Annotated in this window: 15 protein-coding genes; 11 read left to right on the top strand and 4 right to left on the bottom strand. The window is 56.2% G+C overall.

Annotated elements, in window-relative coordinates:
* Nucleotides 1-107: 107 nt before the first annotated feature.
* Both malF and malE read right to left on the bottom strand, forming a co-directional pair.
* Nucleotides 108-1,631: a maltose ABC transporter permease MalF gene (gene malF, locus LC417_RS11895; protein ID WP_089414820.1), complete on the bottom strand. Its 1,524-nt coding sequence runs from the start codon at nucleotides 1,629-1,631 to the stop codon at nucleotides 108-110.
* A 57-nt stretch (nucleotides 1,632-1,688) separates the two neighbouring features.
* A complete protein-coding gene (malE, locus tag LC417_RS11900; protein WP_223565886.1) occupies nucleotides 1,689-2,879 on the bottom strand; it encodes a maltose/maltodextrin ABC transporter substrate-binding protein MalE in 1,191 nt (396 codons plus the stop codon).
* 362 nt (nucleotides 2,880-3,241) lie between these two features.
* On the opposite strand from malE, the gene malK reads away from it, so the two are divergent.
* The 6 genes from malK (at nucleotide 3,242) to LC417_RS11930 (ending at nucleotide 8,061) form a co-directional block, all read left to right on the top strand.
* Nucleotides 3,242-4,351, top strand: a complete 1,110-nt coding sequence (gene malK, locus LC417_RS11905) for a maltose/maltodextrin ABC transporter ATP-binding protein MalK (RefSeq protein WP_010247360.1) — start codon at nucleotides 3,242-3,244, stop codon at nucleotides 4,349-4,351.
* A gap of 43 nt (nucleotides 4,352-4,394) precedes the next feature.
* Nucleotides 4,395-5,696, top strand: coding sequence for a maltoporin (locus LC417_RS11910; protein ID WP_033760237.1), 1,302 nt, complete (start codon nucleotides 4,395-4,397; stop codon nucleotides 5,694-5,696).
* A 102-nt stretch (nucleotides 5,697-5,798) separates the two neighbouring features.
* The gene (malM, locus tag LC417_RS11915; RefSeq protein WP_163641413.1) at nucleotides 5,799-6,737 is read left to right on the top strand and encodes a maltose operon protein MalM; all 939 of its coding nucleotides are present in this window, start codon (nucleotides 5,799-5,801) and stop codon (nucleotides 6,735-6,737) included.
* A gap of 188 nt (nucleotides 6,738-6,925) precedes the next feature.
* Nucleotides 6,926-7,141 carry a type II toxin-antitoxin system Phd/YefM family antitoxin gene (locus tag LC417_RS11920; RefSeq protein ID WP_223565887.1) on the top strand — a complete coding sequence of 72 codons (216 nt, stop codon included), beginning with the start codon at nucleotides 6,926-6,928 and terminating at the stop codon, nucleotides 7,139-7,141.
* Nucleotides 7,142-7,239: 98 nt separating this feature from the next.
* On the top strand, nucleotides 7,240-7,584 hold the full coding sequence (locus LC417_RS11925; RefSeq protein ID WP_033768537.1) for a type II toxin-antitoxin system PrlF family antitoxin: 345 nt from the start codon (nucleotides 7,240-7,242) through the stop codon (nucleotides 7,582-7,584).
* A gap of 6 nt (nucleotides 7,585-7,590) precedes the next feature.
* Nucleotides 7,591-8,061, top strand: coding sequence for a type II toxin-antitoxin system YhaV family toxin (locus LC417_RS11930; RefSeq protein WP_223565888.1), 471 nt, complete (start codon nucleotides 7,591-7,593; stop codon nucleotides 8,059-8,061).
* A 189-nt stretch (nucleotides 8,062-8,250) separates the two neighbouring features.
* On the opposite strand, the gene malQ is transcribed toward LC417_RS11930, so the two are convergent.
* On the bottom strand, nucleotides 8,251-10,326 hold the full coding sequence (gene malQ, locus LC417_RS11935; protein WP_223565889.1) for a 4-alpha-glucanotransferase: 2,076 nt from the start codon (nucleotides 10,324-10,326) through the stop codon (nucleotides 8,251-8,253).
* 8 nt (nucleotides 10,327-10,334) lie between these two features.
* On the bottom strand, nucleotides 10,335-12,737 hold the full coding sequence (gene malP, locus LC417_RS11940; protein WP_223565890.1) for a maltodextrin phosphorylase: 2,403 nt from the start codon (nucleotides 12,735-12,737) through the stop codon (nucleotides 10,335-10,337).
* A 281-nt stretch (nucleotides 12,738-13,018) separates the two neighbouring features.
* Between malP and malT the strand changes: the two genes are divergently transcribed.
* The 5 genes from malT (at nucleotide 13,019) to LC417_RS11965 (ending at nucleotide 18,010) form a co-directional block, all read left to right on the top strand.
* Nucleotides 13,019-15,721, top strand: a complete 2,703-nt coding sequence (gene malT, locus LC417_RS11945; RefSeq protein ID WP_033760251.1) for an HTH-type transcriptional regulator MalT — start codon at nucleotides 13,019-13,021, stop codon at nucleotides 15,719-15,721.
* A gap of 920 nt (nucleotides 15,722-16,641) precedes the next feature.
* A complete protein-coding gene (locus tag LC417_RS11950) occupies nucleotides 16,642-16,794 on the top strand; it encodes a hypothetical protein (RefSeq protein ID WP_223565891.1) in 153 nt (50 codons plus the stop codon).
* 48 nt (nucleotides 16,795-16,842) lie between these two features.
* Entirely contained in the window at nucleotides 16,843-17,265 is a 423-nt protein-coding gene (locus tag LC417_RS11955) for a hypothetical protein (RefSeq protein ID WP_010247334.1), read from the top strand.
* Nucleotides 17,266-17,381: 116 nt separating this feature from the next.
* Entirely contained in the window at nucleotides 17,382-17,612 is a 231-nt protein-coding gene (locus LC417_RS11960; protein WP_033760254.1) for a hypothetical protein, read from the top strand.
* A 152-nt stretch (nucleotides 17,613-17,764) separates the two neighbouring features.
* Nucleotides 17,765-18,010, top strand: coding sequence for a hypothetical protein (locus LC417_RS11965; protein WP_022624743.1), 246 nt, complete (start codon nucleotides 17,765-17,767; stop codon nucleotides 18,008-18,010).
* Nucleotides 18,011-18,587 lie beyond the last annotated feature (577 nt).

Below are 18,587 nucleotides of genomic sequence, written 5' to 3' on the forward strand. Positions count from 1 at the left end.
AGTCTGACCCCGGGCAGTGCTCACAATCCTCACCTCCCAGGTTCCGGTTGTTCCACGCTCTTCGCGTCCGGACTGCCTGCAACCATGACGCCTGTCGGGCCAGGCGCTTAGTCGAATTTCATCCGCGAGGCTTTCAGGTTAATCACCGCCAGCGCACCCACCAGCAGGAAGATCAGCGTGGCGATAGCGGCGGCCAGCCCAAAGTCCTGCCCGCCGCCGCCTTCAAAGGCGATACGCCAGGTGTAGTTCACCAGCAAATCGGTGTAACCGGCTGGCGTGGTGGTGCCGAGGCGATCCGGCCCGCCGTTGGTGAGTAACTGCACCAGCACAAAGTTATTAAAGTTAAAGGCAAAGCTGGCGATCATCAGCGGCATCAGTGGTTTCAGCAGCAGCGGCAGAGTAATCAGGAAGAAGTTCTGCAGCGGTCCCGCACCATCCATCGCCGAGGCTTCATAGAGATCGTCCGGAATCGCCTTCAGCAGGCCCATGCAGAGGATCATCATGTACGGGTAGCCGAGCCAGGTATTGACGATAATCAGCATGGTGCGCGCCAGCGTCGGGTCGCTGAACCAGGCGGGCTTCACGCCAAACAGCGCGCTGAGCATCACGTTGATTTCACCAAAGCTCTGGTTGAACAACCCCTTGAAAATCAGGATCGAGATAAACGCCGGCACGGCATAGGGCAGAATCAGCATTACCCGATAGACCGCTTTGCCGCGCAACGCCTCCCACTGCACCAGACACGCCAGCACCATGCCCACCGCGACGGTCAGCACCACGGTGATCAGCGAGAAGAGTAGCGTCCAGCCAAATATCGCCAGGAACGGCTTCTGAATCCCTTCGTCAGTAAACACCCGCACGAAGTTTTTCCAGCCGGTATTCACGGTAAAGCCGGGACTCAGGGTTTCGTTCGCCCAACGGCCGTCGGCGTTAATCGCCTGGTAGAAACCGGTCTGCGGATTAGCACGATAGCGCGCGTTACTCTGCTGGTTGATCAGCTCATCCTGCGTGCCAACCCTATAGAGTGGCTGGGTGCCGGAGAACTGGCGCAGCGAACTCATCCGTAACTGACGACCATCCGGCAGTTCAGCCCGGATCTGACTCAGTGCCTGACGATGGGTCGTGATCGCTCTGAAGTTTGCCCGTTCACCTGAAGGTGGTGCGGCAGGGGCCATTTTCAGTGTCTGTTCAGCGCCAAACTGAAACGGCGGTGAAACATAGTCTTTGCCATCATTCAGCACCAGCTGCCAGCGATCGCCGGCCGGGAACAGAGAAAAACTGACTGCTTCACCCGACTGGAAGGTGCGGCCCAGCAAAACCTGCTGCGCCCGTTCAAAGGTGAGCTGGTTGCTGCTGCTGTAGTTGGTAAAGGCAATGGCAATCGTGCAGGCAAGGGGAAACAGTACAAACAGCGCCATTCCCGCTACGCCGGGATAGACATAACGCCACGCATAGGCGCGACGGTTAGCAAAAATCCACAGTCCGGTCGCACTGAGGATCAGCGTCAGCAGCGCAAACAGATATTCGCCCTGCGCGTACATCAGCACCAGCAGATAGCCGACCAGCAGACAGCAGATCCCGATGAGAACGCTTTTCAACAGCACACTGCGCGTTTTCGGTTTTCCTGACATGATGCGGTTTTCCTTAACGGTCACTCAAGCCGGGTTGCCCCGGCTGCAAGGGGAGAATTACTTCTTCAGACGGGCCTGAGCATCTTTCAGTGCGGCGTCGACGCTCTGACGACCGCCCAGCGCGTTCAGGGTAGCGGTGCGCATCGCATACCAGAATGCCGCCATCTGCGGGATATTCGGCATGATGTCACCCTGACGGGCGTTGTTCATGGTGGCGGCGATACGCGAATCTTTTTCCAGCGTCTGCTGGAAAGATTTCAGCGCCACGGCACCTAGCGGCTTATCTTTGTTGACCGCATCCAGACCGGTGTCAGTCAGCAGATAATTCTCCAGGAACTCTTTCGCCAGCTCTTTGTTAGGACTGGCGGCGTTGATCCCGGCACTCAGCACGCCGACAAAAGCTTTCGACGGTTTACCGTTCAGGGTTGGCAATTTGGTAACGCCATAGTCGATACCGCTCTTGTCGAGGTTGCCCCACGCCCACGGACCATTAATGGTCATGGCGGTTTCGCCTTTGTTAAAGGCGGCCTCAGCAATCGAATAATCGGTGTCCGCATTCAGGGTTTTGGCTTTAACCTGATCGACCAGGAACTGCATGCCCGCTTTAGCACCGGCGTTATCGACGCCGACATCCTTCACGTCATAATGTCCGTCGGTGAGCTTAAAGGCGTAAGCCCCGCCTGCGGCCAGCAGCGGCCAGGTGAAGTAGGGTTCCTGCAGGTTAAACATGATGGCGCTTTTGCCTTTGGCGCGCAGTTGCTTGTCGAGACCGGCAATCTCTTCCCAGGTTTTTGGCGGATTCGGCAGCAGCTTCTTGTTGTAGATCAGTGACAGCGACTCAACGGAAATCGGATAGCCAATCAGCTTGCCGTCGAAGCGCACCGCGTCCCAGGTGAACGGGAAAATCTTCTCGCGGAAGCTGGCATCCGGCGTGATCTCAGCCAGCAGGCCTGACTGCGCATAGCCGCCGAAACGGTCATGTGCCCAGAAGATAATATCCGGGCCATCGCCGGTCGCCGCGACCTGCGGATACTTCTCTTCCATTTTGTCAGGATGTTCGACCGTGACTTTGATGCCGGTCTCCTGCTCAAATTTCTTACCCACTTCGGCAAGGCCGTTGTAGCCCTTGTCACCGTTGATCCAGATGACCAGTTTACCTTCCTCAATTTTTGCCATCGCGCTTGCCGAAAAGAGCACGGCAGAGAGGGCAGAAAGGGCCAGAATTCTTGCTCCGGTTTTCATCGTCATAAATCCATCCTGTTAGCGGAAGTGGTGAATGCTTTACCGGCATCATTGTGCTTATCCGCCACGGCTTCTCATCCTCCTCTGCTCTACGCCCCTCGACCTGCCGCTGTGATCGCGCTGGCAAAAAGCCCTTTAAGCGGGCGCTTACGCTGCAAAAATTCCTGCGGGTCTGCGTTAGCGATCACAAAAAAGCGCGGCAGCGTGCGGGCCGCGGCGTCAGCCCGCGTTTCTCCTCCTCCCGCCTCCTCCCCCAGCGGATTGCAGTGCGGTGGAGGATGTTACCGTCAGTTTCCTCTCGCATAGTGAGCCCCGGAACTCGTCTGCCGCTGGGCAGACACGACTATGCAGCTAAGAGGGAAGGGATCATGGCGAGCGTTGTGTTACGCAATGTCACGAAAGCCTGGGGCGATACGGTGGTGTCGAAAGATATCGATCTCACTATTCGTGAAGGGGAATTTGTTGTTTTCGTCGGCCCATCAGGCTGTGGCAAATCGACGCTGCTGCGCATGATTGCCGGACTGGAGACCATCACCAGCGGCGAGCTGTTAATCGGCGACCGGCGCATGAATGAAGTGCCGCCCGCCGAACGCGGCATCGGCATGGTGTTTCAGTCCTATGCGCTCTATCCCCATCTGTCGGTGGCGGAGAACATGTCTTTTGGCCTCAAACTTGCCGGGGTGAAAAAAGCGGAGATCCAGCAGCGGGTTAATCAGGTGGCGGAGATTCTGCAACTGGCGCATCTGCTCGATCGCCGTCCTAAAGCCCTCTCTGGCGGGCAGCGTCAGCGCGTGGCGATTGGCCGCACGCTGGTGGCGGAACCGCGCGTCTTCCTGCTGGATGAACCACTGTCGAACCTTGACGCCGCGCTGCGCGTTCAGATGCGGATTGAGATCTCCCGTCTGCATAAGCGCCTGAAGCGCACCATGATTTACGTAACCCACGATCAGATCGAAGCGATGACGCTGGCCGACAAAATCGTGGTGCTGGATGCCGGACGCATTGCGCAGGTCGGTAAGCCGCTTGAGCTGTACCACTATCCCGCCAACCGCTTTGTCGCCGGATTTATCGGCTCACCAAAAATGAATTTCCTGCCGGTCAAAGTGACCGCCACCGCCATCGATCAGGTTCAGGTGCGGCTGCCGAATCAGCAGCTGGTCTGGCTGCCGGTTGACAGCGCCGGTGTGCAGGTCGGCAGCAACATGTCACTGGGTATTCGCCCGGAACATCTGCTCTCCAGCGATATCGCCGACGTCACCCTGGAAGGGGAAGTGCAGGTGGTGGAACAGCTGGGGCATGAAACACAGATCCACATTGAGATTCCCGCTATCCGTCAGAACCTGGTTTACCGCCAGGAGGACGTCGTGCTGGTAAAAGAGGGCGCCATCCTCGGTATTGGCCTGCCGCCCGAGCGTTGTCACCTGTTCCGCGAGGACGGGAGCGCGTGCCGCAGGCTGTATCAGGAGCCGGGTGTATAGCCCTGCCAAAAACAATAAAAGCAATGACCTCAGGAGATAGAAAATGTTAACTCTGCGCAAACTTCCCATCGCCGTTGCCGTCGCGGTGGGAACCCTCTCCGCCCCGACGATGGCGGTTGATTTTACCGGTTACGCCCGTTCCGGCATTGGCTGGACCGGCAGCGGTGGTGAACAGCAATGTTTCCAGGCCACCGGTGCCCAAAGTAAATACCGTCTGGGCAACGAATGTGAAACCTACGCCGAACTGAAATTAGGCCAGGAAGTGTGGAAAGAGGGCGACAAAAGCTTCTATTTCGACACCAACGTGGCTTACTCCGTGGCACAGCAGAATGACTGGGAAGCCACATCGCCCGCCTTCCGTGAAGCCAACGTAAAAGGTAAAAACCTGATCGATGCGCTGCCAGGCTCTACCATCTGGGCCGGTAAGCGTTTCTATCAGCGTCATGACGTCCATATGATCGACTTCTACTACTGGGATATTTCCGGTCCGGGTGCCGGTCTGGAAGATGTCGATCTCGGCTTCGGTAAACTCTCTTTCGCCGCAACCCGTTCATCTGAAGCGGGCGGCTCTTACACCTTCTCCAGCGATCGTATCCGTGACTTCGCCACCAGTACTGCCAACGACGTGTTTGATGTGCGTCTGGCCGGTCTGGAAACCAACACCAACGGCGTGCTGGAGCTGGGTGTCGACTACGGTCGCGCTAATGCCCGTGACGACTACCGTCTGGAAGAGGGGGCTTCTAAAGATGGCTGGATGTTCACTGCTGAACATACCCAGAGCATGCTGAAGGGCTATAACAAATTCGTGCTGCAGTATGCCACCGATGCGCTGACCTCTCAGGGCAAAGGCGTGCCGCAGGGCACCAGCCTCAATAACAATGGTGACATGTACCGCATCCTCGACCACGGTGCGATCTCGCTGGCCGAACGCTGGGATCTGATGTACGTCGCTATGTACCAGAACATCGATCTGGACAACAACCGCGGCACCGAGTGGTACACCGTGGGTGTGCGTCCGATGTACAAATGGACGCCGATTATGAGCACGTTGCTGGAACTGGGCTACGACAACGTCAAATCACAGCAGGCTAACGAGCGCAACGGCCAGTACAAAGTGACGCTGGCGCAGCAGTGGCAGGCGGGCGACAGCATCTGGTCACGTCCGGCTCTGCGTCTGTTCGCGACCTACGCCAAATGGGATGAAAAGTGGGGTTACAACAAAGATAACTCAGGCGATCTCACCACCTTCGCCTCTGCGGACACCAGCGGCAACGGCATCCTGACCAACAGCCGTGGTAAAGACGATGAAGTGACCTTCGGCGCGCAGATGGAAATCTGGTGGTAAGCCAGCACCTTTTCTGACAGGCGCGCCTGCGCCTGATGGATCTCTTTGGTCGCGGTGTGCCATTGCCTGGTTCACGCCGCGACCTGCAATAAGGTAGACATAATGAAAATGAAAAAACTGGCTGCACTCTGCCTGAGTGCGGCGTTACTGACAGGACACGCGCTTCCCGCCCTGGCGGATGTCAATCTGGTGCCGCAGGATCTCTCGTCCGCACCGGTTGTGGCACCCGAGACACTGCAACGCCTGAGCTGGCAACCGCTGTCTGCTTCTCAGACACAGACCACAAAACTTGCTAACAGCGGACAGACGCTGAATGCGCCACACATTGCCGGTCCGGTCGCGGCCTACAGTCTGCCCGCCAATATCGGCGAACTGACGCTGACGCTGAGCAGTGAAGTGGCGAACGGTCAGGTTTTCGCACCGAACGTGCTGGTGCTGGATGAAAACCTGCGTCCTGCGGCCTGGTTCCCCAGCCGCTACTTTACCTATCAGAAGCCGGGCGTGATGGCGGCAGATCGACTGGAAGGGGTGATGAAATTAACCCCGGCGCTGGGTCAGCAAAAAATCTACCTGCTGGTGTTCACCACCGACAGCGATCTGACACAAACCACCACGCTGCTTGACCCGGCCAAGGCCTACGCCCAGGGCACCGGTCATGCGGTACCGGATATTCCCGATCCCGTCGCCCGCCACAGCCGGGAAGGGACAATCAAGCTGAAGATGCAGACCAGTTCCGGCTCATCCATTCTGGTCGGGCCGCTGTTTGGTTCATCCGGCCCGAGCGCGGTGACCGTCGGCAATACCGCACCTGCGGCAGCGTACAGCGCAGCACCGGCGCCTGCACCCGCCGCAGCGCCCGCGCCAAAAGCCCGTGCGGAACCGATCATGAGCGACACCGAGAGTTACTTTAACCAGAAGATCAGACAGGCGGTGAACAGCGGTAATATCGATAAGGCGCTGAAACTGCTGGATGAAGCCGAGCGGCTGGGTTCCACCTCTGCCCGGCAGACCTTTATCAGTAGTGTTAAAGGCAAGGGGTGAAGCTGCCCCGACAATACTGATGTTGTTCCATCTGGTGCGCTGCGGCGCACCTTTTTTTGTTGCAGAGATCCTGATTGCATGATTTTTTTGCGTGGTTTTACGCATTGCGTAAGTCATGCTGTGGGCAATAGCGTTTGATGAATATAGGCTAACTAAGCTGTTTCAGGGATGACTTTTCTGGAGGCTAAATGCGAAGTTACACGACAACACAGGCCCGAAAATATCTTACTGAAATCATGGATATCGTGATGGCGGGTGAGCCTGTGATTATCACCCCGCGGGGCGGCTCTGCTGCTGCGCTTATCAGTCGCGAAGAGTTTGATGTCTGGCAGGAAATAAAACAGGGTGCCAATTTTTCAGTCGATACGGAAAAGCGTAATCAGAAACTTTTAATGAAGACTTAGTAACAAAACATTCGCTCTTATCGCGATCAATGCATTTGCATTGCCAATGCACTTGCATTACTGTTGCGCTATCTTGTTTTTTCTAGTGAGAATCCGCAATGGGAACTCTGACTCATGCAAACATCTCTCTGCGTGCTTCATCAAAACTGACAGCCCGCAGCCAGACCACTATCCCTGCCGCAGTTCGTGATGCGATGAATCTGCAACCGGGTGAGAATATCGAATACGCTGTTCTGCCGGGCGGCAAAGTCCTTATTACCCGTCAGGAAACGGTGACTGATGATGATCCAGTGATCGCGAGCTTTCTGAGTTTTCTTGCTGCTGACATACGCAACACACCTGCAAATATTAAAACGCTGGATCGAGGATTATTAACTCGCATTACATCGTTGACCGAAGGTATGGACGTTGATTTGGATGCTCCACTCATGGACGATGAGTAATTAAGTATGGAAGACAGCACGGTTATAAATGGATGGCACGTTTATGTTCATCCCTGTTTTGAATCGCAGCTGATTGCGCTGACCAATGAAGTGGAGTTACTCAGGGCTAAATATCCTGAAAGTTACCAGCGAAAAGCGACGACTAAGCTTTTAGCCGCTGTGTTTAAAGTTATCAATAGTGAGATTTGCGCCGATCCACATCAGGCAAAGTTTCGCCAGGGCGATACGCTGGGAGAACAAAATAAGCATTGGTTACGTGCAAAGTTTTTGATGCAGTATCGTTTGTTCTTTAGATTCAGCGAGCAACATAAAACCATCATCCTTGCATGGATGAATGACGCTGAGACCAAACGTGCTTATGGCAGTAAGCGTGACGCCTATAAAGTATTTTCAGGAATGTTGCATAACGGCTATCCACCTGACGACTGGGCATTGCTGTTAAAGCAATCTCAGGATTGGGCGAAGATAAATTCTTAAGTTCATTAAATCCTGAACAGAATCCGGTGTGCTTTTTTCAGACGCTCGTGCTCAGGGTGATCTTATCACTGTTGAGAGGCGCTGATTACAGTAGCAGAGTGCGAGCCGTTGCCGGCCCGCACGCTGTAATAACTGAAAATTATGTAAAACAGGCTGCGTCAGAGACGAGTCTGAGTCGCGCGTTGACCTTCAATTGCGCAGTAGTCGCTTCCGGCGTGCCGTCAGATCACGCAGCAGCGTGTCAGTGGCAGGATCGCTGAACAGCGTTTCCAGCGTGGCGCTGAGCTTGCGTCGCCAGTTCGGATATTCATCGCTGGTGCCCGGAATATTGACCGGCACCGCCATATCCAGCCAGTCCTCCGGTTGCAGTCCCAGCAGGGCGCTGTGACTGTCAGCCAGATAGCGCTGCATCGCCCGGTTTAATGCCTTGCTCATGCCGGTGCGAGGTGCATCGCGTCCGGCACGTTTCGGCAGGGCACCAACCCGATGCAGACTCTGCAGCAGCGCCTGCTTCGCCCGCAGCCGATCCTGATATAGCCCGGCCAGCACCACCTTGTCGGGATAGAGGCCGAGTTGTGCGCCGGTGGTCAAATCATCGCTCTGCCACCAGCCACGCAGCGTCGGAAGATCGTGAGTAGTCGCGACCGCCATTGCCTGCCGTGGCCATTCGGCGGGCGGACGAAAACTGTGGGCTGACTCCTGCTCAAAATAGAGCACCTTATAGGAGTAGACCCCGCCATCACGCAGCTTATCGACAATCGCTTCCGGCACCGTACCGAGATCTTCGCCAATTACCATGCAGCGATGACGCTGACTTTCCAGCGCCAGAATCGCCAGCAGATCGTCGATGGGATAGTGCACGTAGGCACCGTGCATCGCGCTATCACCGGCCGGAATCCACCACAGTCGCATTAGCGCCATCACATGGTCAATGCGCAGTGCGCCGCAGTGGCGCATGTTGGCGCGCAGCAGGGCGATCCACGGCTCCCAGGCGCGCTGACGCATCACCTGCGGATCCATGGGCGGCAATCCCCAGTCCTGGCCGCGCGGGCCGAGAATATCGGGCGGCGCACCGATTCTGGCCTCCATGCAGTAGAGATCGCGCTCGCTCCAGGTCTCTGCGCCACCCTGCGCAACACCCACCGCCAGATCGCGGTAAAGTCCAATCGGCATCTGCTGCTGCTGGCAGATGTCCCAGCAGTCGGCAAACTGCTTCGCGGCCAGCCACTGCAGCCAGAGCCAGAAGCGCACCTGATCGGCGTGCTGTTGCAGGAAGGCCTGCACGGCCGGACTGCCGGGATCCTGCAACGCCTCCGGCCACACCGGCCAGCCCCAGCGATCACTATCCTGTGCTATCTGATCGGCGTGCAGCGCATCAAACAGCGCCTGATGCTGAAGACTCTCGCCTCCTTCACGTATAAATCCATTAAACGCCTGCACCTCGGGATCGCTGGCGTCACGCTGAGTAAACTGCGGCCACGCCAGTCTCAGCGCGTCAATTTTCAGCCGGGTCACCGCCGCATAATCCACCCAATCTGCTGCACGAGCCTGTTCCAGCGCCTGTTCTGTTTCCGGACGTTGCCACCAGGCCTGAGCGGCAGCGCTCTGCCGGAAGTCAGCGACTGCGCCCACATCGATGTAGAGCACATTGAGCCAGCGCCGGGACGAGGGGCTGTAAGGGCTGGCACTCTCCGGGCTGGAGGGAAACAGCGCATGGATAGGGTTAAGACCGATAAACGCGCCGCCGCGTGCAGCGACCTCCGGCAGCATCCGGCGCAGATCGCCAAAGTCGCCGATTCCCCAGTTCTCCGCCGAGCGCAGGGTATAGAGCTGCACGCAGGCGCCCCATAATGACTCATCTGCCAGCAGGGCCGGGGGTTCATAACAGCGGGCCGGGGCAATTATTATCCGGCACGACCACTGCTGCGCGCCCTGTTGCAGCGTCAGCTGATGATAGCCTTCTGGCAGCGGCGGCAGATGCAGCGGCTGAGCGGGCTGGCAGCGACCTGAGCTGATTTCACCCGCTTCACTGGTGAGATGCCAGTGGGCATCGTCAGCGAGCTGTGGTGACAGGCTCAGAAGATCGCCGCTGCGAAAAATCACCACCGGTGGCAGCGGCGTGCTCAGCGGATGGGAAGGCTGCATCACCGCCAGCAAACGCTGGCGGGTCAGGGTCGGGATCGCCTGTGGCTTGCCGTGTGCATTGATATACTCAGCGGCGATGCCCGCCCGGGAGAAATCGTCCATAACCGGATCTGTTTTCATGGCGTTCCTTAGCGTTTCGCTTGCCAGATGCGCTGCTGGTAATCGCGGATAGCGCGATCGGAGCTGAACATGCCACAGCGTGCGGTATTGAGGATGGTGGCACGTGTCCAGGCCTCCTGATCGCTCCACAGCGCTTCTACCTGCGCCTGTGCGTCAAGGTAGGGCTGGAAGTCAGCCAGTACCAGATAGGGATCACCGCCTTCCGGGCCGAGACTCTGCAACATCGCATCAAAGGCGTGGCAGTCGCCCTGGCTGAAGGTGCCATCTTCCAGCGCCAGTAAGACCTGATTGAGCTGCGAATCTTTCTTGCGCCACTGCGCCGGGGCATAACCGTCTGCTTTTAACGCCACCACCTGTTCCACGGTATGCCCGAAGATAAAGATGTTCTCGCTGCCAACCTGCTCAGCGATCTCGACGTTCGCTCCATCCAGTGTGCCTATGGTCAGTGCGCCATTCAGCGCCAGTTTCATATTTCCGGTGCCGGACGCTTCTTTACCGGCGGTGGAGATCTGCTCAGAAAGGTCGGCGGCGGGAATCAGCCGCTCGGCGACGGAGACGTTGTAATCGGGAATAAACACGACTTTCAGCCGGTCACCGATGCGGGGATCCTGATTGATCACCTCGGCCACTTTGTTGATGGCATAGATGATGTTTTTCGCCAGTGCATAGCCGGGCGCGGCTTTGGCACCAAACAACACCACGCGCGGCGTCCGGTTAGCCTGCGGATCGGTGACCAGCGTCTGCCACAGCGCAATGATGTGCAGCAGGCTCAGATGCTGGCGTTTGTACTCATGCAGTCGTTTGATCTGTACGTCAAACAGCGCGGTAGGGTCAATCTCAATGCCGGTCCGCTGTTTTACCCAGTGCGCCAGCGCGACTTTGTTCTGCTGCTTGATGGCGCGATATTCCGCGCAGAAGGCGGCGTCATCCGCAAAGGCTTCCAGCCCCTGCAAGGCATCGAGATCGTTCAGCCAGGGTTTTTGCAATGTCCGGGTGATCAGGGCACTCAGCGCCGGGTTGCACTGATTGATCCAGCGGCGCGGCGTAATGCCGTTGGTCACGTTGTGAAATTTCTCTGGCCACATCTGGTGATATTCCGGGAAGAGATCCTGCACCACCAGTTTCGAGTGCAGCGCCGCCACACCGTTGACCGCGAACCCGCTGGTCACGCAGAGGTTCGCCATCCGCAGCTGGTTATTATGCACCAGCGCCAGTCTGGCCCACTTCGCTTCATCGTCCGGCCAGCGCGCGGTGACAGCCGTTTTTAGCTGCGCGTTCAGGGTATTGATGATCATCATATGGCGCGGCAGCAGGCTGCGCACCAGACGCACATCCCAGCACTCCAGCGCTTCCGGCATCAGGGTGTGATTGGTGTAGGCAAAAGTGTGCTGTGTGATCTGCCAGGCGCGATCCCAGCTCAGCTGATGCTCATCCAGCAGCAGACGCATCAGCTCCGGGATGGCCAGCGTCGGATGGGTGTCATTAAGCTGGATCACTTCATGATCGGCCAGGGTTTCGATGCTGCGGCCGGCCCGATGATGGCGACGCAGAATGTCAGCCAGCGCACAGGCGCACTGAAAATATTGCTGCATCAGACGCAGTTTTTTACCGTTCTGATGATTGTCATTGGGGTAGAGCACTTTAGTCAGTTTTTCAGCATCAATACCCTGTTGTTCAGCGCGCAGAAAGTCGCCGTCGTTAAAGCGACTGAGGTTAAACGGCTGGGCATGTTTCGCCTGCCATAGACGCAGTGGCTGGCTGATACCATTCTGATAACCCACCACCGGCAGATCCCAGGCTTCGCCGAGCAGTTCAAACGCCGGTTGCCACTGTGGCTGACCCGCAACCGTCACCACTTTACCGCCCAGCCCGACCCGCACGTTAAGCGCGGCGTTGTGGTTAAACCACGGATAGCGGTCGCGCTGCCAGTCATCCGGGCCTTCAATCTGCGCGCCCTGTTCGAAGCGCTGGCGGAACAGACCGTACTGATAGTTCAGACCGTAGCCCGTAGCGGGCTGACCCACATTCGCCATGGAATCCAGGAAACAGGCTGCCAGGCGACCCAGGCCGCCATTACCCAGCGCCGGATCCGTTTCGGTTTCCAGCACGTCAGTGAGTGAGATATCCCAGGCGGCCAGGGCCTCGTTGACCGCGTCATACCAGCCCAGGTTCAGCAGGTTGTTGCCGGTCAGGCGACCGATCAAAAACTCCATCGACAGATAGTTAACATGGCGCAGTTCTGTTGGGTCCGGAAGAGCAGGCTGCGCGGCCAGCATATCGGCCAGCGCACCGCTGAGTGCCTGCCACCACTGTGTCGTGGTCATCTCCTGCGCATCGCGCAGGCCAAAACGCTGCCACTGACGGGTCAGGGCAGCATTGAACTGAATCGGGTTGAAATCGGGCTGTGTCATGGTTGATGTCCTGTAAAACGGAAAATGGATCAATGTGGCGACAGTCTGCCCGCGCGGAAACCCTCGCTCATCCTCCTGCAAAGAATTAGCGGAGGAGGATGGGGAGGGTGGAGAGGATGAGGCTAATCCGAAATCGTTGAAGGAGTGTGATAGCACACGCTTTTGTAAAGATTAGTTAATGGGTTTGCTTGCATTCATCTGACGAAATGCTGAACCTGTGTAAGGAATAATTACGAAGCGTAAAATAATGATGCGCTCGACAAATGGAGAAACGCGCGCCCATGTTAATACCCGCTAAACTCAGCCGCCCGGTGCGTCTTGAAGGCACTGTGATTCGGGAGAGATTGCTGCAAAAGCTCACCGCTGCCGGGAACTATCGGCTGGTGCTGGTCACCAGTCCGGCGGGCTATGGTAAAACCACACTGGTGTCGCAGTGGGCGGCAGGGAAAAGCGATCTGGGGTGGGTTTCTTTAGATGAGGGCGATAATCAGCCGGAGCGCTTTGCCGACTACCTGATCGCTGCACTGCAACAGGCCACCCACGGTGGCTGTCCGCGCAGTGAACTGCTGGCGCAGAAGCGGCAGTATGTCAATCTCAATGCGCTGTTTTCTCAGCTCTTTATCGAGCTGGTGGAGTGGCAGCAGCCGCTGTGGCTGATCGTTGATGACTACCATCTGATCACCAATCCGGTGATTCACGACGCGATGCGCTTTTTCCTGCGCCATCAGCCAGAAAATCTGACGCTGATTCTGATGTCACGCAACCTGCCGCAACTCGGTATCGCCAACCTGCGGGTGCGTGAGCAACTGATTGAACTGGGCAGCCAGCAGCTGGCTTTTACCCACCAGGAGGCGCGACAGTTTTTTGACTGCCGACTGGCGGCCCCGCTGGAAAGCGAAGAGAGCAGCCGACTCTGTGATGATGTAGCGGGCTGGGCCACTGCGCTGCAACTGATCGTACTGTCGGCGCGACAGGGTGCCAGTTCGGCTCAGCATTCCGCCCGGCGTCTCTCTGGCATTAATGCCAGCCACCTCTCCGATTATCTGGTTGAGGAAGTTCTGGATAACGTCGATCTGCCTACCCGCCATTTCTTACTGAAAACCGCGCTGCTGCGTTCAATGAACGATGAACTGATCGCCTGTGTCACCCGCGAAGAGAACGGCCAGATGCGGCTGGAAGAGATTGAGCGTCAGGGTCTGTTTCTGCAGCGCATGGACGATTCAGGCTGCTGGTTCAGCTACCATCCGCTGTTTGGTAACTTCCTGCGTCAGCGCTGCCAGTGGGAACTGGCGGCGGAACTGCCCGCGCTGCATCGGGCTGCGGCAGAGAGCTGGATGGCGCAGGGTTTTCCCGGCGAGGCGATTCATCATGCGCTCGCCTCTGGCGACGCCACCATGCTGCGGGACGTGCTGCTGAAGCACGCGTGGACGCTGTTTAATCAGAGCGAGTTGCCGCTGCTGGAGAACTCCCTGAAAGCACTGCCGTGGGAGATGATGCTGGAAAATCCAATGCTGGTACTGCTGCAGGCGTGGCTGATGCAGAGTCAGCATCGCTTCTCCGAAGTCGACAGTCTGCTGGCGCGTTTTGAACAGGCCAGCCGCTGCGAGATCGACGCAGCACTGCGCGGTGAATTTAATGCATTGCGCGCCCAGGTGGCGATTAACGATGGCAATACCGATGAAGCGGAGCGGCTGGCGAAAGTGGCGCTCGACACCCTGCCAGCGAGCCGTCACTACAGCCGCATTGTGGCAACCTCAGTGCATGGTGAAGTGATGCACTGCAAAGGCGAGCTGGATGATTCACTCAAACTGATGCGGCAGACCGAACAGATGGCGCGGCGCGATGAAGTGTGGCACTACGCCCTCTGGAGCCTGATTCAGCAGAGCGAGATTCTGTTTGCTCAGGGCTTTTTGCAGGCAGCCTATGAGATCCAGAGCCGCGCCTTTGTGCTGGTCGACGAACAGCACCTGGCGCAGTTCCCGCTGCATGAGTTTCTGCTGCGCATCCGCGCTCAGTTGCTGTGGGCCTGGGGACGGCTGGAAGAGGCGGAGCAGGCGGCCCGGGAAGGCATCAAAGTACTGAACGGTTTCCAGCCGCAGCAGCAGATTCAGTGTCTGGGTTTGCTGGTGCAGTGCTCACTGGCACGTGGCAATCTGGATAACGCCCGCAGCTACCTGAACCGGCTGGAAAACCTGCTGAACAATGGCAACTGGCACAGCGACTGGATAGCCAATGCCGACAAAGTCCGGGTCATTTACTGGCAGTTGACCGGCGACAGCCAGAACGCCCGCGACTGGATGAGGCAGACGCCTAAACCTGCCTTTGCCAATAACCATTTTCTGCAGGGGCAGTGGCGGAACATCGCCCGCGCGCAGATCCTGCTGGGTGATGTCAGTCAGGCGGAAGTGGTGCTGGAGGAGTTGAATGAGAATGCCCGTGCCCTGCGCCTGATGAGTGATTTAAACCGTAATCTGCTGCTGCTGAATCAGATCTACTGGCAGACCGACCGCAAAGCGGAGGCGCAGCGTGTCCTGATAGAGGCGCTGAAACTGGCGCGAAGCACCGGTTTTATCAGCCATTTCGTGATTGAAGGCGAGATGATGGCGCAGCAGTTGCGGCAATTGATCCAGCTTAATACCCTGAATGAGCTGGACAGCCACCGCGCCCGGCGCATCCTGCTGGAGATCAATAAATATCACCGTCACAAGTTCGCTCATTTCGATGAAGGCTTTGTCAGCCGGTTGCTTAACCATCCTGACGTGCCGGAGCTGATCCGAACCAGTCCGCTGACGCAGCGTGAATGGCAGGTGCTGGGATTGATCTATTCTGGCTACAGCAACGATCAAATCGCTGGTGAGCTGGCGGTGGCCTCCACCACCATCAAAACCCATATCCGCAATCTCTATCAGAAGCTGGGCGTCACCCATCGCAGCGAAGCGATGAATCAGGTGCAGTCGCTGCTGAAAATGATGGGATATGTCTGACGACAGGCGTTTACAGGGGCGGCTTTAGCCCGCTCCGCCGCATAACAGCACACCGTCGAAACAGGCGGTCTGTATCAATGGGAAGCGGGGCAGTTACTTTACTGCGCAACATGCAGCTCTGATTTGCCGGATTTCGGGCCCTGATTTCTTCCAGCCGGTGCATAAATATCGCATGCATCTGCGCGTTACGGGTTTCACCTTTATTCAGCCCCGCGAGGTCCCGCCTGCAGCAGTTAGGGTAGTGCTTCCTGAAATTACGGATTTCTGAGGTTCAGGAAAATTAATTCTGAGTGGTTAAACAGTGTCCCCTTACCATACCTCTTAAAAGTCAGATGAATTATAGAAAATGATATATGCTTTTGCTTTTTTTTGAGTTCAGGATTGTCATTCCCTGCTTATGAAAAAAGTGCCTTAATAAAAATGCAATATGTATTATTTCATGAAAAGAGTAAATTGTTAGCAGAGTAATTATTAGCCTTTAATGTCATTAGCTATTAACTAGTTAGTTAAAAAATAGCATCCCCGAAAATTTTTTTTAAAATTAAACGAAAACATTATAAAACAACGAAAAACGTTTCATTACACTCCATAGTTTTTATTTTTTAGATAATTTACTTTTAATGAAATAGCTCATTAGCTATGGGGTGGGCCAGCGATTATCTCATGTATTTATTATCTTTAAGGATGGATTATGAGACATAAAAAATTAACGCTTGCTTTGGCTGTTTTTGTCCTCTCTGCGGCGCGACTTGCAGTCGCTGCACCGTTACATAACCAACCGTTTACGAATCACTCCCCACAGACCTTCTTACTTGTCGGCGATGCTAATGGAGGTGACGGCGGCAACGGGGGTTCTGGTTCTAATTCTCCTGGTGGCCCTGGCGGCGATGGAGGAAATAACAGCGCCAGCGGTAACGGGAATGGCAGCGGTAATGATAACGGCACTGGCAACGGCTCCGCTAACGGTAATGGTTCCGGTGACGGTGACGGCGGCGGTGATGGTGGTGACAGCGGTGGCGATGGTGGTGGTGGTGATGGCGGCGGTGCGTAATCAGGCTGCAGAATCTAACTAAAAATGGTCGCCTCATGAAGGCGGCCATTAATTAAAGGATGAAACTTCTATGTCAAAGCTACACAACACGCTGATTTTTTTTCCACTATCTGCAGGGCTGCTCCTTTCCCTGCCGGTATTCAGTCAGACACTCCCGCAGGACACTATTCAGCTGTCTGCCTGTGAGAGCCTGAACGGACAAGATGGGAACGGCAGTTCGCCTGATGGAGAAAGTGGTAAAGACGGCGTGCCCGGTACAGGCTGTCTGAACGGAGGTAACGGCGGTAACGGTTCTGCTACAGGTGGTAACGGCGGAAATGGGGGAAATGGGGCAGGCGCCGCGACTGAACCCTACCATAAACACCACAAACATCATAAAAATGGACAGGGTAGCGCCAATGGTGGCAACGGGGGTGATGGTGGTTCAACTGACAATGCGCCCGGAGGTGCTGGCGGTGATGGAGGTAACAATGACCAGTCAGAACATCTGTAAACGATACCGTACCCTACTAAGGTGCTCCACTCTGATACTGGTGATTTTTACACACTGCGGTTATGCCTCTCCGGCCTCCCCGATTCCTTTTCCTGATTCCTTATCACTGATTTCTGATGGTGGAAACGGCGGGGACGGTGGTCCGGGCGAAAACGGAGGGGATGGCGGTAACGGCGGTAATGCTGGTACAGGCTCCAACTCAAATGGCGGAGATGGCGGAAATGGCGGCACTAACGGAGCCGATGGAGGGGATGGTGGCAACGGAGGAAGCGGGAACAACTCATCCGGTGGTGATGGTGGTGATGGTGGTGATGGCGGTGATAGCGGCGGCGGCATATAAGTCATAGCGCAGAGGATGATATGAAAAACCTTCTCATGAAAGCTGTATATCTCATTATTCTCACCTCAGCATTACTGAGACCTTTCATGGTCGTACTCACGGTAACCTCTTCTCTGGCGGCCGGAATATTCAGCACTGCGGCATGGGCAGACGGCGACGGTGGCGACGGTGGTGACGGTGGCGGTGACGGAAACGGGGGAGACGGAGGGAATGCTGGTTCTGGCAGCAACGGAAATGGCGGCGACGGCGGTAATGGTGGTGAAAACGGAGGAAATGGAGGGAACGGCGGTAATGGTGACGGATCAGGTAATGGCGGAAACGGAGGCGATGCGGGTCCTGGCGGCGTCGGCGGGCAGGGTGGCAGTGGCGGGAATGAGGGAGGACATGATGGTTCTCCCGGGATGAGTGGAGCTAAATAGTTATCCCTATGCCGTTAACGTGGTCTGCCGGAGGTTAATTACCCCGGCGACTTCATGCATACAGACTAAGCAGATAGCAAGGCAATGCGGAGACACCGAGTTGCCAGGCCTGAACTGCGAAAGCCGGTAAAGTCATATCAGTCGTTTTTACCGGCACCAGTAAATCCCGATCTTCCTTAAAAGATATCGCATAGTGTCAGCCTGAGTGATGGCAGTTTATCCGGCACCACCAACGATCCATTTCCCGCCCGGCCTCTTCTGCAGGGGAACGGGTTGAATCGCGGCATGCTGGTCACAGATGTTATGTTGCATTAGAGCTGAAAGCCGTTCGTATCATGCCAGGATATTAAGGATCGCAACATAAAAAGAAGATACAGGCGGTGAACGTCCGTAATGAGCAAGGAGCGGACGTTCCGTTCTTAATGACTGACTGTTACCATTGCATCCAACATAGCACCCGGCTCATCCAACCTTACCCACAACAAAAATTAATATCCATAAATCAGCTCTATACACGTATGACATCACCAATTCCTCAAGTCACAAAATATTTTGCCGATAAC

Source organism: Pantoea sp. OVA07A, assembly GCF_019969975.1.
GTDB lineage: Bacteria > Pseudomonadota > Gammaproteobacteria > Enterobacterales > Enterobacteriaceae > Pantoea > Pantoea agglomerans.

Excerpts from the sequence above, each read along its gene's own strand:
- malP (WP_223565890.1), bottom strand. The coding sequence starts at position 12,737 with ATGACACAGCCCGATTTCAACCCGATTCAGTTCAATGCTGCCCTGACC.
- LC417_RS11960 (WP_033760254.1), top strand. The coding sequence starts at position 17,382 with ATGGTGGAAACGGCGGGGACGGTGGTCCGGGCGAAAACGGAGGGGATG.
- LC417_RS11910 (WP_033760237.1), top strand. The coding sequence starts at position 4,395 with ATGTTAACTCTGCGCAAACTTCCCATCGCCGTTGCCGTCGCGGTGGGA.
- malK (WP_010247360.1), top strand. The coding sequence starts at position 3,242 with ATGGCGAGCGTTGTGTTACGCAATGTCACGAAAGCCTGGGGCGATACG.
- malQ (WP_223565889.1), bottom strand. The coding sequence starts at position 10,326 with ATGAAAACAGATCCGGTTATGGACGATTTCTCCCGGGCGGGCATCGCC.
- LC417_RS11925 (WP_033768537.1), top strand. The coding sequence starts at position 7,240 with ATGGGAACTCTGACTCATGCAAACATCTCTCTGCGTGCTTCATCAAAA.
- LC417_RS11950 (WP_223565891.1), top strand. The coding sequence starts at position 16,642 with ATGGCAGCGGTAATGATAACGGCACTGGCAACGGCTCCGCTAACGGTA.
- malF (WP_089414820.1), bottom strand. The coding sequence starts at position 1,631 with ATGTCAGGAAAACCGAAAACGCGCAGTGTGCTGTTGAAAAGCGTTCTC.
- malM (WP_163641413.1), top strand. The coding sequence starts at position 5,799 with ATGAAAATGAAAAAACTGGCTGCACTCTGCCTGAGTGCGGCGTTACTG.
- malE (WP_223565886.1), bottom strand. The coding sequence starts at position 2,879 with ATGACGATGAAAACCGGAGCAAGAATTCTGGCCCTTTCTGCCCTCTCT.
- LC417_RS11930 (WP_223565888.1), top strand. The coding sequence starts at position 7,591 with ATGGAAGACAGCACGGTTATAAATGGATGGCACGTTTATGTTCATCCC.
- malT (WP_033760251.1), top strand. The coding sequence starts at position 13,019 with ATGTTAATACCCGCTAAACTCAGCCGCCCGGTGCGTCTTGAAGGCACT.
- LC417_RS11920 (WP_223565887.1), top strand. The coding sequence starts at position 6,926 with ATGCGAAGTTACACGACAACACAGGCCCGAAAATATCTTACTGAAATC.
- LC417_RS11955 (WP_010247334.1), top strand. The coding sequence starts at position 16,843 with ATGTCAAAGCTACACAACACGCTGATTTTTTTTCCACTATCTGCAGGG.